The organism is Telmatobacter sp. DSM 110680 (assembly GCF_039994875.1).
GTDB lineage: Bacteria > Acidobacteriota > Terriglobia > Terriglobales > Acidobacteriaceae > Telmatobacter.
This window is the reverse complement of sequence record NZ_CP121196.1, coordinates 4561834-4578632: the sequence shown is the minus strand read 5'-3', so window position 1 is coordinate 4578632 and position 16799 is coordinate 4561834. Positions and strand designations below refer to the sequence as shown.

General features: G+C 55.0%; 13 protein-coding genes and 1 tRNA gene. 4 read left to right on the top strand and 10 right to left on the bottom strand.

Going from position 1 to position 16799, the window contains the following annotated elements; translation table 11 throughout:
* Positions 1-6: 6 nt before the first annotated feature.
* Together P8935_RS18860 and P8935_RS18855 are read right to left on the bottom strand one after the other, a co-directional pair.
* Complete coding sequence (locus P8935_RS18860) at positions 7-1008, bottom strand: ROK family protein (protein ID WP_348261853.1); 1002 nt, start codon at positions 1006-1008, stop codon at positions 7-9.
* 61 nt (positions 1009-1069) lie between these two features.
* The gene (locus tag P8935_RS18855; RefSeq protein WP_348261852.1) at positions 1070-1924 is read right to left on the bottom strand and encodes a ChbG/HpnK family deacetylase; all 855 of its coding nucleotides are present in this window, start codon (positions 1922-1924) and stop codon (positions 1070-1072) included.
* Positions 1925-2051: 127 nt separating this feature from the next.
* Between P8935_RS18855 and P8935_RS18850 the strand changes: the two genes are divergently transcribed.
* From P8935_RS18850 to P8935_RS18835, 4 genes are all read left to right on the top strand, one after another.
* Positions 2052-2128 (top strand) — tRNA-Val (locus P8935_RS18850).
* Between the two features lie 210 nt (positions 2129-2338).
* Positions 2339-5566, top strand: coding sequence for a transglutaminase family protein (locus P8935_RS18845; protein ID WP_348261851.1), 3228 nt, complete (start codon positions 2339-2341; stop codon positions 5564-5566).
* Positions 5563-8067 (top strand): circularly permuted type 2 ATP-grasp protein, encoded by a 2505-nt coding sequence (locus P8935_RS18840; RefSeq protein WP_348261850.1) that lies wholly within the window; start codon positions 5563-5565, stop codon positions 8065-8067. Before P8935_RS18845 ends, P8935_RS18840 begins: the two co-directional genes overlap by 4 nt.
* Positions 8064-8942 carry a transglutaminase family protein gene (locus tag P8935_RS18835; protein ID WP_348261849.1) on the top strand — a complete coding sequence of 293 codons (879 nt, stop codon included), beginning with the start codon at positions 8064-8066 and terminating at the stop codon, positions 8940-8942. Before P8935_RS18840 ends, P8935_RS18835 begins: the two co-directional genes overlap by 4 nt.
* Here P8935_RS18835 and P8935_RS18830 read toward each other — a convergent pair whose 3' ends face one another.
* The 8 genes from P8935_RS18830 to P8935_RS18795 form a co-directional block, all read right to left on the bottom strand.
* Positions 8943-9761 carry a transglutaminase family protein gene (locus P8935_RS18830; protein ID WP_348261848.1) on the bottom strand — a complete coding sequence of 273 codons (819 nt, stop codon included), beginning with the start codon at positions 9759-9761 and terminating at the stop codon, positions 8943-8945.
* A gap of 217 nt (positions 9762-9978) precedes the next feature.
* Positions 9979-11409, bottom strand: coding sequence for an ATP-binding protein (locus P8935_RS18825; protein WP_348261847.1), 1431 nt, complete (start codon positions 11407-11409; stop codon positions 9979-9981).
* The gene (locus tag P8935_RS18820; protein ID WP_348261846.1) at positions 11402-13555 is read right to left on the bottom strand and encodes an ATP-binding protein; all 2154 of its coding nucleotides are present in this window, start codon (positions 13553-13555) and stop codon (positions 11402-11404) included. The genes P8935_RS18825 and P8935_RS18820 overlap by 8 nt, the downstream gene beginning before the upstream one ends.
* A gap of 3 nt (positions 13556-13558) precedes the next feature.
* On the bottom strand, positions 13559-14494 hold the full coding sequence (locus tag P8935_RS18815) for a SpoIIE family protein phosphatase (RefSeq protein ID WP_348261845.1): 936 nt from the start codon (positions 14492-14494) through the stop codon (positions 13559-13561).
* 62 nt (positions 14495-14556) lie between these two features.
* Positions 14557-14961, bottom strand: coding sequence for an anti-sigma regulatory factor (locus P8935_RS18810; protein WP_348261844.1), 405 nt, complete (start codon positions 14959-14961; stop codon positions 14557-14559).
* On the bottom strand, positions 14942-15337 hold the full coding sequence (locus P8935_RS18805) for an STAS domain-containing protein (RefSeq protein ID WP_348261843.1): 396 nt from the start codon (positions 15335-15337) through the stop codon (positions 14942-14944). Before P8935_RS18805 ends, P8935_RS18810 begins: the two co-directional genes overlap by 20 nt.
* Positions 15338-16228 carry an STAS domain-containing protein gene (locus tag P8935_RS18800; protein ID WP_348261842.1) on the bottom strand — a complete coding sequence of 297 codons (891 nt, stop codon included), beginning with the start codon at positions 16226-16228 and terminating at the stop codon, positions 15338-15340.
* A gap of 132 nt (positions 16229-16360) precedes the next feature.
* On the bottom strand, positions 16361-16765 hold the full coding sequence (locus tag P8935_RS18795; protein ID WP_348261841.1) for a hypothetical protein: 405 nt from the start codon (positions 16763-16765) through the stop codon (positions 16361-16363).
* Between the last annotated feature and the right edge of the window lie 34 nt (positions 16766-16799).

The window sequence follows — 16799 nt, the reverse complement described above, 5'->3', positions numbered from 1 at the left end:
CGTCGACTACGCCAGTAACTGCAAAGCTCCAATAGCGGCACCGAGAGCACCGGCGCAATCGCCGTTTGGAATTACGTGGATTGGGATATCTGCCTGCTCGGCTCGCTGGAGAGGCATGCCGGCACGAATCTGTTGGATAAACCACTGCCGGAATTCTTCTGTGGCCTCAAGCACGCCACCGCCGATGATCAGCGCATCCGGATCGAACGTATTGATCATCTCGTCAAAGAACAGGCCCAGCGCATGTGCCTGGACTTTGAAGATTGTTCGGCAGAGAGGATCACCCTTCGCTGCTAGCCCGCGTGCTGCGTACGCAGCCTTGGCTATATCCATCTTCGCCAGCTCGTGTTCTGGATGCTGCTTTAGCAGGTATGGCAATACATTCATCCGGATCGATGTAAGCGAGCACAGCGATTCGAGATCGCCAATTCGCCCGCAGTTGCAGACCGGTTTCAGTCCTGCAATCTCAGGAATCTCAGAGTAAGGAACCAGCACATGGCCCAATTCGCCGCCGAAGCCATTTTTGCCCTCAATGACTTTGTCATTCACGATCACGCCGCCACCGTTTCCGGTTCCGACAATAATGGAGATCGACGTCTTGCCGCTGTTCGTGCCGAATAGCGCAAAATGACCCCACAAAGCCGCCGCGTTGGCATCGTTCAGGTACACAACCGGCTTGCCGAGTCTGCTTTCAAGGGCACCGCGAATGTCAAAGCTTGCCCAGTCCTCGTGCACAAAGTTTGTGGATCCCTTGGCGCTCAACACGCCCTTGGCGCTCGCTGGACCGGGTGTGTCCAGTCCCACCGCGACGACATCATCCATGGACACTCCCGCCTGGGCCAGTGCCGGCACTGCACCATCCGCGATCTGGTTGATGCAGATTGTGGGACCCTCAACTGAGCGCGCTGGATGTTCACACAATCCTTTAACCAGGATGTTCTGCTTTTCGTCTACCACGGTGTAGTTGACGGCGGTTCCGCCAAGGTCGATACCAATTACATAGCGCATGCTTGTCTCTTTCAATTTTGAGGTTACCTACAAATGTACAGCGTGCATCTTCAAAGCGCTTTTATTCCGAACGATGGCCGAGACCGCCAAATGAAATCAGATCGATTCCACGGTAGTCCTTGATGGCGACCAGCGCATTACGCTCAATTTCGCGGGATTCCAAAAGCCGGGTGTTCGAGCGCGCCAACTGATCGTCGCGATAGCCCGGATGAGAAACGAACTCGTAGGTTCCTTCGGGCATAGCGTTGATCAGCGCATTTACAGTTGCGAGATTGACAGTGCCAGTGGCCAGAATCCCGATGGCTCCGTCGGTCGTCTCGAAGCCCTCTTTTTCGACGATGCGGCGAAATTTCGCTTCGAACCTACGAAGTAACACAACTTCCGCCCGCCGCATCTCGGGTGCATTGGCGGTTGCGTTTAGACTCCAGATTGGCTCGAACGGATTGCGGACCGCATGAATCCCGGCAGCCTTTGCTGCCCGAAGAACCGGGCGCAGAATGAGAGGAAACATGTGCATGTGCTTGTGTGTATCAATATGTGTAAGCCGAAGACCATAACTTTGTAGCAACGCTATCTGCGCCGCGGCCTCCGCTTCTACCTCAGCGCTGCGAATCCGCGCCGTGTAGAGCCGCTTCAAAAAATTGCCTGGGGAGGAGTGAAACGCTCCGTTATTTCGATCGACTAGTGAGCGAATACTTGTTCCTGGAGAGACGGGAGTACCGTCGACCAGTACGACGTGACAACCCACTCCCAATGTGGGCATCGCCAAAGCCATGCGCACGGCCTCGTCCGTGGCTGCTGATTGAGCCATCATCGTGGCGCTTGTAAGCACCTCGGCCGCGTGAAGTTCCAGCACCGCCCGGTTTACACCCGGAGCGAGGCCAAAATCATCGGCATTTACGATTAGGCGAGGCACGAGGATTAGCTTATCAATCCGCCCTTTAATTCCCTGTGGTCGAGCGCACGCAGCTGCCCAGCGAGTCTTCCCGGAAGCGATTTCGCTGTTATCATTACTAAGGGCCAAGGAATGGTCCAGTTTTTGAGGGCGGTTAGCTCAGTTGGTTAGAGCGCCTGCCTTACAAGCAGGATGTCGGGGGTTCGAGTCCCTCACTGCCCACCAGTCCCTCAATGTCAGTTGCAACTCAACAAATTAAACCTATTGCATTCTGGCCTTATTGCCATTTCTCACGCCGGCTTTCCCGCGCCCAAATCGCGCTTCGCAATATGCTAACGTGTTCTTACACCCAGTGCTCAATGGGTTCGGGGCGCGACGGTTCTGGTGCCAGCTAATTTGGATCGCCGGCTTCAGGCGTGTACCGCATGAGGGCGGATGGGAATCCAGGTTGCACTGAAACATCGGACTTACTACCGGTATGACCAGGCAGTCTTGCTTGGTCCTCAGATCATACGGTTGCGTCCCAGCCTGCACTGCCGAACACGCATCCTCAGTTATTCTCTCGATGTATCACCCGCTGAGCACTCGCTGCGCTGGCAACTTGATTCCTCCTCAAATCAACAGGCACACATCCTTTTTTCTCAGAAAACGAGCGAGTTTGCCGTCGAAGTAAATCTTGCCGCGGATTTGTCTACGCTTAACCCCTTCGATTTCCTGCTTGATCCGGGAGTTGAAAATTATCCATTCCAATATTCGACCGAGATTGCAAGGGATCTTTATCCCTATTTGCAAGTCGATCCGCCCAGCCCCTTGCTTCGCGACTTCGTTGAAAGCTGTCGTGACCAGCAAACTACCACGGTAAATTTTCTGCTTCTCATCAATCGCAAGGTGCGGGATGAGGTCGGTTACGTCACGCGCTTGGAGCATGGAACTCAGACGTCCGAAGAGACGTTACAAAAGCGCTCTGGCTCATGCCGCGACTCGGCGTGGCTGTTAGTCGAATGTCTACGCAATTTGGGAATCGCCGCACGTTTCGTTTCTGGTTATCTCATTCAGCTTGCAGAGGCGAAAACTGAGCGGAACAGTCTCGATAGCGGCCCCCAATCGGACTCTGCGGATCTTCATGCGTGGGCCGAGGCGTTCCTGCCCGGCGGCGGCTGGATTGGATTGGACCCGACTTCGGGTTTGCTCGCGGGAGAAGGGCACATTCCGCTCGCCTGCACCTCAAGCCCCGCCCAGGCTGCTCCAATCTCGGGAACTGCCGAGAAGGTCAGCATCGATTTCACATATGCAATGTCGGTTCGCCGTTTGAATGAGGCGCGGCCGTTATCCCTCGGCGATGCGGAAGACGAATGGATACGCATACGCCAGGTGGCGCACCGCGTGGATGCGGACCTTGAGGCCAACGACGTTCGTCTGACCATGGGCGGCGAGCCCACCTATGTCGGCATCGATGAACCGGAAAGCCCCCAATGGAATATCGATGCGCTGGGCGAGATCAAGCGAACGCGTGGGCTGGATCTCATTCAGGCACTTCGCGAAAAGATGGTGCCCGGCGGCCTGCTTCACTACGGTCAGGGAAAGTGGTATCCGGGCGAGCCTCTACCTCGCTGGGCGCTCAGTTGTTTTTGGCGTGCAGATGGTATTCCGGTATGGGGAGACGTCAAGCTCATCGCCCAAGAGAATCATGATTATGGAATCAAGGCAGGCGACACCTTAAGGTTTATGCGAGCTCTCTCGCGTCGTCTCCAGGTCAGTCCTGAAAACATTCTTCCGGCCTTCGAACCGGATGAGCCAGCGGCCAACCCTGCAGGTTACATTCTGCCGCTTCGTCGCCGCCAACCGCACGGAGTCCTGCGGTGGTCGAGCCAGTTCTGGTTTCCGGCTGTCGAGAGCATCATTCTGTTATCCGGTGATTCGCCCATAGGATTTCGCATTCCGACCGAAGTCGTGCCTTGGGTTGCGCCCGACGAACTTGAATACACTTTCGACGAAGCGCCGTTTGCACGTTACGTCAAGCTGCCAGCCGAGAGAATTTGCCGCATGGAGCTTTTCGAGGCGAATCCAGAAGCTGATCCGCTCCCTTCGGTTTTGTGTCGAAACGAGGACGCGCAGGAACTCATTCGCCCAGCACTCTGCGTGCAGATACGCGATTTTCGGCTTCATGTTTCGCTACCTTACGCGCCCATCCTGGCAGACTATCTCGAGCTCGTCAGCGCAGTCGAAGACACCTGCCGCTACCTGCAGACGCCCGTGTGGATAGAGGGTTATGCCCCCGGCGCCGATCCGCGGCTGCGATCTTTCAGTGTCACTCCCGATCCCGGTGTCCTCGAAGTCAATCTGCCGCCCGCCCGCAATTGGGACGAACTCGAACACGTCAATATGTTGCTGGATCGCGAGGCCCGCCACAATCGACTGGTTTCTGAGAAGTTCAACTTCAACGGAAATCGCGACGCGACTGGAGGCGGGAGCCATATCGTCATCGGCGGCGCGACTCTTGAAGATAGTCCGATCCTGCGCCGGCCCGATTTGCTGCGCAGCATGATTGCGTTCTGGCAGAATCACCCTTCGCTTTCTTACCTTTTCTCTGGAATGTATGTCGGTCCCACAAGCCAATATCCGCGTGTGGATGAAGCGCGCATGGACGCTCTGTATGAACTCGAAGTGGCTTTTCGTCATCTGCCGACGAGAGATTGTGCCCCTTACATTGTCGACGGTCTTTTCCGAAACCTGCTCGCCGATGTAACCGGAAATACCCATCGTGCGGAATTCTGCGTAGATAAGCTGTTTCCGCCGGATGGCCTCGGGCTCCGACTTGGTCTCTTGGAACTCCGAGCATTCGAAATGCCGCCTAATATGCGCATGGGTCTTCTGCAAATGTTACTCGTCCGCGCATTGGTGTGTGCATTTTGGAAGGTGCCATTCGAAGGAAGCCTCACGCCATGGGGCACGATCCTTCATGATCGCTTCATGCTTCCTCATTTTGTGCAACAGGACTTTCTTGAGGTTCTTGCTCACCTGCGCAAATCGGACTTTGCGTTTGATCCTGAGTGGTTCGCTTCGCATTTTGAATTTCGATTTCCAAAGATTGGTTCGATCGGTGTCGACGATGTAGAAGTTGAACTTCGGCGCGCGCTCGAACCCTGGAATGTGCTGGCGGAGGAAGCGGCGTCCGGTCGAACGGTTCGCAATGTCGACTCGTCGGTGGAACGAGTGCAGGTAAAGCTCTCCGGCTTGAAAGAAGATTCACGATACGTTGTGGCTTGCAACGGCCGCCGCGTGCCGCTTCAACCTGCCACCGAGCCGGGAGTTGCCGTGGCGGGAGTAAGATTTCGCGCACGCAAACTTTCAGCGACAATGCATCCAACCATTCCGGTGCACTCTCCGCTCACCTTCACCTTGATTGATCTTCGCGACGGAAGCTCAATCGGTCAATGCTCGTACCGTATAGACCCACCCGAAGGTCGCGAATATAAAGATCGCCCCGCAAACGCAGCTGAAGCAGAAGCGCGACGTCTCGAACGCTTTGTAGTGCTCGACCAGATTGTCCCTGCTACGATCCCTGAAGATGAGATAAACCCGATTTTTCCTGGCACCCTCGATCTGCGCATTCCGCCGCGGAGCGCGTCCGCACGCATCGAAACGCGGGAGATCTTGTCATGACGGTTGATCTCTATCAGACTCCGCTACGCTACGGTGGAGCTTACGACGAACTCTCAGCAGATGGCGTCAATCCTCGTCCTCACTGGGCGCACCTGATGGAATCGCTACGCATGATCGGCCCGGAGGAACTGGGCCAACGTTGCGCCCGCGCCGAGCGTCGCATTCGTGAGAATGGCATCACTTACAACATCTATAGCGACCCTCTTGGTGCCAACCGTCCATGGGAAATTGATATTGTCCCTTTCCTCATTCCGGCCGGCGAATGGAGATATATAGAGCAGGGAATTATCCAGCGTGCCAAGCTGCTAAGCCTGATTCTCGAAGATATTTACGGATCCCAGTCTCTGCTGAAAAGCGGACATTTGCCAGCCGAGCTTGTCTACGCGAATCCGGCGTTCCTAAGGCCATTGGTGGGTGTGTGCGTACCTTCGCACTCTTATCTCCACATGCTAGCGGTTGACCTCGCCCGTTCTCCCGACGGTCAATGGTGGGTGCTCTCCGATCGCACTCAGGCTCCTTCGGGCAGTGGCTATGCGCTTGAGAACCGCACCATCGTCTCCGATGTTTTGCCAAACGTCTTTGCCGATTCGAATGTCCTCAGGCTCGCGCCCTTTTTCCGCGCGCAGCGCGATGCACTCACCTCTCTTGCTGATCGCAGCAACCCGCGTATCGTTCTGCTTACACCTGGCCCGCATAACGAGACTTATTTTGAGCATTCTTATATTGCGCGATACCTGGGTTTTGCTTTGGTTGAGGGAGCCGATCTTACCGTGCGAGACCGTTGCGTCTACCTCAAGACTGTCGATGGATTGGAGCGGGTGGACGTAATCCTGCGTCGAGTAGACGATAGCTTTTGTGATCCACTGGAGTTGCGTAGTGATTCTCTTCTTGGTGTGCCAGGCCTCGTCGATGCAGTTGTTGCCGGAAACGTAAAGGTCGCCAATGCTCTCGGCAGCGGTGTGATTGAGACGGCGGCCATCATGCCTTTTCTTCCCGGACTTTCCCGGCATATGACTGGCGAGAGTCTAAAGCTTCCTTCGGTTGCGACCTGGTGGTGCGGACAGTCATATGCATACGACTGGGTCATCAAGCATCTTGATTCGGTTGTCCTTAAGCCGGCGTTTCCCTCGTGCGGTATGGAGCCAGTGTTTGCGGCAAAGTTGGAGCCGGCGGAAAAGGGAAGACTCACCGCGCAGTTGAAGGCATTTCCGCATGAATATGTGGCGCAGGAGCAGATCGCTTTATCGAATGCCCCGGTCTGGGGTAATGGACACCTTTATTCCCGAAGCGTCGTATTGCGAGCTTACGTCATCAACACCGGTAAGGGGTGGACTGCGATTCCCGGAGGACTGGTTCGCGTAGCCGAGGCCGAGGGGTCAGTGGTGTCGATGCAGCGCGGCGGACATAGCAAGGACGCGTGGGTTCTGTGGGACAGCCCGGTGGATACCTTCAGCTTGCTCCATCCGCGTAATCAACCGGTTGCCTTGCGTCGCGGATCTCCTGACGTTCCCAGCAGCGTCGCTGACAGAGTCTATTGGCTTGGAAGATACGTCGAGCGTGCGGAGAATACTGCGCGAATAACGCGTTCGATGATGTCTCGCGTAGGGCGTGCCGGTCCTGGAGAACTGGCCTGCCTCGTTCGCCTGCATAGTTGTTTGCGATCGAGGCATAGCAAGTTGCCCAAGGCGAAAAAGAGACGTCCAACCGCACTTGAATTCGAAAATGAATTAATCTCGGTAGTCTCTGACCTAAAGCGAACTGACAGCCTTGCCTTCATTCTCTCTGAGGTGTATCGCGTCGGTAACAGCGTCCGCGAACGGTTGTCAGCAGACATGATGATTCTCATCGGCCAGTTACGCACGTCGCTTGAGACGGACCGAGACGTACAGATTCCCGAGTATCCGGCCACACTGACGCTCTGCCTGGAGTTGCTCTCCGCTTTCTCAGGAATGGAACGCGAGAATATCAATCGGGGTCTGGGCTGGATGTTCATGAGCATCGGCAGGCGTCTGGAGCGGGCCATCTATCTCACGCGCATGATACGACAGATCACGCTTCCGCTCAGTGAGCAGGATTGGCCGCTGCTCGAATGTCTGCTCGAAGTTGGAGACAGCACCATGACCTATCGGACTCGCTATTACACCACGCTGCAACCTGTGGCCGTGCTGGATGTGCTGATGGCCGACGAGAATAATCCCCGGTCTTTGGATTTTCAACTTGCGCACCTTGCGGATATCTACCAGAAGCTTCCCAGGCATATGGCTGACGATCTCAAGGCGATGCAGGATGCCTTGACGATGCTTCGTAGTTTCGATTTACGAACTCTCAGCTACAGCCTGCCGCGGGAGGCGCTCAAGGCCAGAGCTAAAGGCTCTGAAGGTCTCGTTCGGCTGGAAAATTTCCTCGGGAGCTTGGAGCGCCTGCTCCCTTCGTGGTCAGATAATTTATCGAGCAGGTATTTCAGTCACGCCCGCACGCTTCCGATCAGCGTTGGCTTATGATCTATAAAATCGTTCACCGCACGACTTACAAATATAAATATCCCGTATCAATGGGGAGCCACGTCGCCTGTCTGCGGCCCCGTTCGCTGCCTCGTCATCGCGTTGCTGAGAGCGAATTGCAAATTGTGCCCTGCCCCGCCGTCATGACGGAGCGTTTGGATTATTTCGGCAATCACCAATACTTCTTTACGATCGAAGAGCCGCACGAAGAATTGATCGTCGAATCGCGCAGCCGTGTTGAGATGCAGGAGACCTCGCTCGATCCAAGTCTGGCATCAACTCCATGGGAAGATGTTGTCAAAGGACTTCCCGAAGATCTCAGCGCCGAGGCGCTCGAAGCATATCAATTCCGGTTTGAATCGCCGCGCATTCGGCTTCGGCCCGAGTTTGCGCGCTATGCGCAGCAGTCTTTCACCCCGGGGCGACCCATGGTCGAGGCGCTCCTGGACCTGACTTCGCGCATTCATCGAGACTTTCGCTTCGATTCAAAAGTGACCACGGTCAGAACTACGATTGAAGAAGTCTTCCGCAAGAAGCGAGGCGTCTGCCAGGACTTCGCACACATACAAATCGCCTGTCTTCGCTCTATCAACCTGCCCGCAAGATACGTCAGCGGCTATCTGCGCACCTACCCGCCTCCCGGTCAACCGAGGATGGTTGGCGCCGACGCCTCTCACGCGTGGGTGTCCGCATTCTGTCCGGGAATTGGTTGGCTCGATGTAGATCCGACCAACGATGTAATTCCTTCAACGGGCCACGTCACGATTGCGTGGGGACGCGACTTCGGCGATGTTAGTCCTCTGCATGGTTTGATTCTCGGTGGCGGTGCCCACACGCTGAAAGTTGGAGTAGACCTCGAATCTGTCGAGCCCTGATCAACCTGGTATCGCCGCTTCCTCGACTTCAGATACGACAAAGAAACTCCACAGGTCAGCCTGTCCAAACGAAGTGGTCATGGCAACATCGGATGCATCTCGACCAGTCGCCATCAGTATCCGCCCCAACCGCGGCTGATTGTTGCGCGCATCAAATGCCCACCATCTGTTATCGAGGTACACCTCGAACCACGCGCTGAAATCCATCGGTAAACGAAGAGGCACTCCAATATCTCCCAAATATCCAGTAGCGTAACGAGCTGGAATATTCAGCGCTCTGCAAAACGTGATCGCCAGATGCTGATAATCGCGGCACACTCCAACTTTTTCCGTGTAGACATCAAGCGCAGTTTTCGTCGGCCGAGCCTGCTGATAGTCGAACGCGATATGGTTGTGAACCCAATCGCAAACGGCCTGCACACGATTCCACCCCTGCGGTAGATTTCCGAAATGGTCACAAGCAACACTGGAAAGCCGGTCCACCTCGCAATAGCGACTATTCAGCAGGTACATCAGCACCTCATCTGGCAAATCGCCGACCGGGATTTCTCGAGCAGACAGGTTCACCTCATCCGGCTCATCTGTGTGTTGAATCAGGGTCGAGCACCAGAGTCGAAGCAGTCCGGGAGGCGCTACAAACCGCGAGCATCGATTCCCAAAGCTGTCAATGTAGTGGCTGACTTTTAACTCCGGTTCCGTCTTCAACTCATCTGGTTCCACAAGCTCGTGCGCGAGAGAAGGATGAACGCTGAGCAGCGCAACCATGGCAACACTGGTTGGAATCTGGAATTGGATGTCATATCCGAGTCGGATCAACATTGAGAGCCTCTTGTCTTGAAGGAGTACGTGCTTGAGTTCGGAGAGGAATGCGAGATGACTTCTCTATCATCTCATTAGTGAGAATGGCGCGGGGAGGAAACGTCCTTCTACACCTCGTCAGCGGTAGCGGTGAAAGTTGTCATTCGAGAGCCACCAGTGCCACTAAGGATTTCAAGGGTGGTTAAGCCACAGCGAATCCGCTGCTTCGTTTTCGCGTTCACACCAGCGTTGTAGGTAGAAAGACTTCAAAAGTCGTGCCGCTTTTTCCAGGCCCCCTGCAGGAGCGGAAGCGAATGGTACCTTGATGCTTGACCACTAGCGTTCTGGAAACCCATAACCCCAATCCCGAGCCCTTCAGATCCTTCGTCGTGAAGAACGGATCGAAAAGCTTGTCTCGAACGCTTTCAGGAATTCCAGCGCCACGATCGTGAATTGTTACACGCGCACCTTCGTTTTTGCCGCGGTGGATCAATCGGACGCGAATCGACACTTCAGATCCTGGCAGCGCCGCTTCTGTCGCGTTGCGCACTAGATTTCCAAATACTTGAGTCAGTTGACCGGGGAACCCACAAATATTAACGTCTGACTCGCGGGATAATGCAAGGTGCACACGACGCTGCGCTGCGGGCCTCTCAAAGAGAGAAATCACGTCGGCAATCAATGCGCCTACATCGATCGCAATAGGTCGATCTGAATCGCGATGGAAGGAGAGAGATTGCTTGGTGACTCGCGAGACTCGAGCAAGTTCCTCGTTGGCACGCGAGAGGAATTCGTGAATATCTTCTGTGTTCGATGATGACGAAGCGAGATAAATCAGATTCGTCACTGCCTCGAGTGGATTGTTGATTTCGTGAGCGATCGCGTTGGCTAGTTTTCCCGTCGCTGCGAGCTTTTCAGCGGTAAGAAGCGCATATTCAGCGAGTTTGCGATCAGTGATGTCATTCAGTATCAAAATCTTTCCCTGCCCGTCTCGCTCACTCTCAATGGGATTTGCCGAAATTTCAACTGACCTCTTGCCGATGTTGAACTCCGCGCTGTACCGCCGCCCGTACTGCTTAATCGGATCGTCGGTACCCAGCAGGCTTTTTAGAAAAGAACCTGCGTCTCCTCCCGCGACAATCTGAACTTTCGGACCGCTAATTTCCGCAAATGATCGATTCCATCGCAGGAAGGCGCCGTTGCTATCGATCAAGGCAAGCCCCTCGGAAAGGGCATCAAAAGTTGATTGCCATTGGTTGGCAGCCTGGCGAGCAGCGGCCTCCGCTGTTCTAAGTCGCAGAAGCGCCCTTACGGTAGCTATCAGCACCATGCGATCGATGGGATGAGTGAGATACCCATCTGCACCGGCCTCAAGCGCTCGTACCCTGTCATCGCTGGAGGTGAATGAAGCCGAGATTTGCAGCACCGACACTGAAGCGGTCCGAGGATCGCTCTTGATACGCCGGCACACTTCATAGCCTGAGATGTCAGGCAAACGGACGTCCAGAATAATGATGTCGGGTATAGTTTGCGCAGCTTCCAGCGCTCCTAACCCGGTTCCGGTCTGCGTGCAATCGAAGCCCGCACTATCCAGAACGCGCGCCAACACGTACCGGTTCTCTTCTCGATCATCGGCAATCAGGACGCGCGGTCGAAGTGACTCAGGCATTGTGCTCCCTGGTTGCAGGTTCGGGAACCAGTCCGACGGATTTGACCCAATCGAGGAACGGCTTTGCGGACAGGCGGGAGGTCACTTCTTCTTTCCGGATAATCTTTGCGTCCCAATTGTCCAGTTGAACCTTTTCAGAATCTGTGAGCACTTTGGACGTGTAGATCAGAACGGGCAGGCTTTTAGTTGCCGGCTGTGATCTGAGCTGGCGTAGTATTTCGAATCCGCTGAAATCCGGCATCAGCAAATCAAGGATAACCGCGTCAGGAATGCTGTCTTTCAACGCGCTCAAAGCAGCGGTGCCATTCGCTGCCTCCTGCACCTCGAGCCACGGTTGATCCAGAAGGTCGCGCAGGATATAGCGCGCCACCTCGTTGTCATCCACCAGCAGGACTTTTCGTGTTCCTCCATGCAATGTAAGTCGGCGAAGTTCGGTGAGCAGCACATCGCGATCAACCGGCTTTGCCATGAAGATAGTGGCGCCGCTTGCATACGCAGTCTGCATCTCGTTGTGCGAACTTGTTACGATGAGTGGCAAATCGGGCAGACGATCGCGTAGTCGTTTAATGAAATTCCACGATAAGTCGTTCCCAATATAGATGTCAGCCACGACCGTCACAGGCGTATGCCGGGCAATCCATGCTTCTGCCTGTGCAAGTTCTGAGGTCAGAATGGGCTGAAATTCTGATTCCCGCAAATACGTCTCAAAGAGTTCTAATGTTTCAATATTGTCTTCAAGAAACAAAACCGGGGCACGATGGAAGTCTGGCACAGGCAACGGAGACATCTCTTCTGTCTGCGTAGCCTCTCCTACATAGATTGCAGGAAGCCGAACGACAAAGGTTGACCCAACGCCGAGCTCACTCTCCAGCCATATCGTTCCGCCTAGCAGCATCGCGAGATTCCGGCAAAGCGGTAGACCGAGCCCGGTGCCGCGATACTTTTCCTGAAGTGGATTCTCAACCTGACTGAATTCCCTAAAGATGTCTTCGTGGTGCTCTTGGGCAATGCCGATTCCGGTATCTGCAACCGTGAATTCGATGTCCTGATTCTCGATCATCCGCGCGGATACGGTAACCTTGCCGTTCGGAGTGAACTTCAGAGCATTCGATATCAGGTTTCTGAGAATCTGCGAGACTTTTCCCTCATCCGTGCGCAGTGCGGGTATCTCTGTCGCATCATCGAAAATGAGATCGACAGAATTGTTGTCGGCCAGGAGCGGCTTCAACATCCCCTTCAAAGCACTGAATAACTCATGAACCTCAAAGCGCTTCGGCCGTATGCGAATCTTTCCTGCCTCAACCTTGGCCAGGTCGAGAAGGTCGTTGACCATCTCCTGCAGATCACGGGCGGAGGACTCGATGTACCGAACCTGCTTGGCTTGTTCGGCGGTAAGATCGCCATCAATCCTCTCCAGCAAAAGACGAGCCAGCGAGATGACCGAATTCAGTGGAGTCCGAAACTCATGCGAAACATTGGAGAGAAACTTAGTCTTAAGTTCAGAGGCTCGTCGCAGGTAGTCCGCGCGTTCGTCCAACTCTGCGTAGAGCGCGACCACTCCGCGATTCGTGTCCTCGAGTTCGTGGTTGAGTAATTCCAATTCTTCCTGCCGCGAACGAAGTTCCTGAAGAGTCTTCAGCAACTCCTGATTCTGTTGTTCAATCTCCTCATACGGATTCTCAGGAGCGCGGGTCTGCATCTTCCGGCTTAGATCGTGTGCAGTCCGTTGTGTCCAGGTATCGTGGTGGTGGGAAATGCGCTTGGCCATGCGCACGGTGGTGCCTTTGGATGATGTTTCAATGTGAAACTCATCCATCAGTCTACGTGTGCCGATTAATCCCATCCCGAGCCCAGTCTCAGACTTATATCTGCCCTCGAATATCTGGTCCAGATTAGGAATTCCAGATCCTGAATCCGATACGGTGACTTCCAGCCGTTGCGGAGGTTCCAGAATCAGAGAGAACGTTACCTTTCCGTTCCGCGCGTATCGGAACGCATTCCGGGCAATCTCAGAGGTAGCAGTCGCCAGTCGAATCTGATCCTGATTGTCCAGCCCAAGTTCCGCTGCTACCTCGCGGGCACGCTGCCTGGTGTGAACGACGTCTCGTTCGGTCAGGAGAGAGAGATTGATGATGGGAATCGACACTCGTCACGCTGCCTTCGTTACGACAACGCTTACATCATCGCGTTGACGGCGGAAATCACGAAGCAAGGCGCCTCCGATGACTGCAGGATGTCGCGCTATGAGTCCTGCATACGACGAGAGATCCCATCTTGATTGCAAGCCGTCCGAATGCAGCACCAACGTTGAGGCCGGTGACCATGCGGAGCGGAACTCCTGAATCTTAGGGCTCATCATTCCCAGCGTGCCATTGTGCGACACAAGGCTGCGCGAGGCTCCATTCTCCAACACAACGCCCGCGACGTTCCCCACTCCGGCGTAGATCAGCGCACCCTCAGCTGGGCGAATCTCCGCGATTGCCGCTACGGCTCCGCGGGTTTTGCGCAACGCGTCGTGAATATAACCGAGTATCTCGCCAGGACTTAGATCCGCCCGTTGCCGGAAGGTTGCAACAGCCTCTGCCGCAGCCTCGGATGCTCCCCATCCGTGCCCAAGTCCGTCTGCGAGTAGAATCACGGTCCTATGCGGTGTCTGATGACTGAACCATGCATCGCCGCAGACGCGCTCCCCGGGGTAGGGAACCGCGAAGCCGGCTACATGCATCCTGCCATTCGTCCTTGTCTCCTTCGGAATTGGCTCCAGCAATTCAATCATCACCACGGTGCCAGTCCGCCCTGTGAAAATATCCAGATTGGTGGCCATTCTTTTCATTGCTCCGAGGCCGCCGCCCATCGTACCGGCCGTCGAAAAACCATCGGCCATTGCGTCGGCAATATTAGCTATGCCATTTCCCTTATCGATAGCCAGAATCCGCGCGAGCCGGACATTCTCTTCTTTGACGCCCGATAGCACCACCTGCCCTCCACCGCCATGCACCAGAACGTTCCGAGTGGCCTCGGTTGCCAGCAATGCGAGCTTGCCCGATAGAGTCTCGTCAAACCTCAATCGGTTAGCAATGGACACGGCCAGCCGCCTCGCCTCGCCTATCGAACTGGCGTCACTTACCGAAACCCATTCTGTGCAGGCTATTTCCATCGCGCGATACTGATTCTCGTTCCCTTGCCAACTTGTGATTCGATGCTGAATTCGTTCACCAGGCGCTTGCTCCCGCCGAGACCTAGTCCCATTCCCGATCCGGTGGTGAATCCATCCTTGAGTGCCTGGTCGATATCTGCGATTCCGGGACCCTGGTCTTCGAAGATTAGACGCAATCCGGACTTCGTTCCATTGACTAGCGATTCGATCGTCATTTGGCCGCCCTTGCCGTGATCCAGGGCGTTGCGGGCCAACTCGCTGGCTGCTGTCACCAGCTTGGTCTGGTCAACCAGGCTAAAGCGCAGGTCGACGGCCCATTGCCTGACCTTCTGGCGTGCCAGCACAACGTCGTTTGAAGTTTTTAGCGGGAGTTGTTCACGCTTGAGAACGCTCATCACCCATTCCAGACTGCGTTCCGGGGACATCTCCGAAAAGGAGTTCCATTCCCGCTTCCACGCTAAGCGCCGTGCGAACGCCGGGTAGAGACATACCCAGTTCCACGAGCGTGATAGCCACTGCCGGCTGCATACCGACGACAACGGTGTCGGCTCCTAACACCCGGGACATGGCAGCAATATTTGCCAGCATTCGCCCAATAAATGAGTCGACGATCTCAAGAGACGAAATGTCAATCAGCACTCCGGTGGATCCCCAATCCGAAATGCGCTCCGTGACATCGTCCTGCAATTGAAGAGCGAGTTTGTCGTGCATGTCCACCTGGATCGTGATCAGCAGGAGCGAACCCATGCGGAGTACTGGAATTCGTTCCATTTACTCCTCCCGCTTTGCAAAGAGAGCGCTGATCGGGCTCGCCGGGGCGTTGCCGTCTCGAACAACTTTCCTGCCGCTTTTTTGCAAGGCGAGAGCGAACGCATCCGACAACCTGGCTTTCGTGATCACATCCTCGAGATTGATACCTAGGTGAACGATGGTCTGCGCGATCTGAGGCCGTACTCCGCTGATGATGCATTCGGCACCCATCAGGCGCGCTGCCGTAATCGTCTTGAGGAGGTGCTGTGCCACCAGCGTATCCACGGTGGGAACGCCGGTAATGTCGATAATCGCGTACTTAGAATTTGTGGCGACCACCGTCTCCAGCAGGCTCTCCATCACTACCTGTGTTCTGGCGCTATCGAGAGTTCCAATAATAGGCAGTGCGAGGATGCCATCCCACAGCTTTACAACTGGCGTCGAGAGTTCAAGAAGCTCCTGTTGCTGGCGAGAAATCAGCTCTTCCCTGGCAGACATGAAGGACTCCGTCGTGAGGAGTGCCAGTCGATCCAGAAGTTCTGTCGCTGTCCAGATCGCGTCGAAAAGCTTGTCTGGGGTGCTTGCCATCTCACGACGAACTGCCGTGAAGATTGGACGCTTCAGTGAGAACACAAAGGTCGCGACATCTGAGGACGAAAATCCCTGGCGGGCGCGGGACCCTGAAATCTCTTGCAGAAGTTCGCGAGCGGAATTCCATCCAGAAGACGACGTGTCAGTGGGGGAACTACTCCGAAGTCCGGTTATGATCGCACTCAAAAGCGATCGACATTGTTCCTCCAGCTCGTCTTTGCCGATCAGGTCAGCGCGTTGAACAGAACTTCCCATGTCCCGGATCCACTCGGCCCGCAACTTGTCTTCGTTCTGGGAAATAACTCCAGCTAATTCATTCACATCGCTCTCCTTACGAGCCATCGGAAGAGAACTAAAGCCCGTGGTTTAGTTGTCCGGGGATTGACCGCTGTGCGGGAATTCCTTAGGTTGCATTGATGCAATTTGCAGTGAAAAAGATGGCAGCGCTCGCCGTCAGAATTCTTCGGGGCTTGACTGCGTCAAATTGCAGAGCGCCTCACGAAACGCACGTTCGCCTTCCCACTTGCCTACAAAGCGGGTGACTTTAAAAAGACGGCACATTTCGCGCTGCTCTCCCAAAATTGACCAGACAATGAGAGGGATTGCGGCTAACTGTGGTGTGGAGTGCCAATACCGCAAAAGTTCATATCCACTTTCGTATCCCAAGTCCAAATCCAGAACTATCGCGTCCGGAAGTTCTCTTTCTCCTCGAAGTCCGCTGTCGAGATACTCACGCGCGCCCCGGATCGATGTTCTGCCCTCCACATCCGCAATCCCCATCGATTGGGCAGCACTCGCCGCGAGTTTCATTTCCTGCGGCTGATCTTCAACCACCAAGAGACGCTTCAGACTCGTCATCAACGATTCCATGGACCAGTTTCACCGCAGTGTA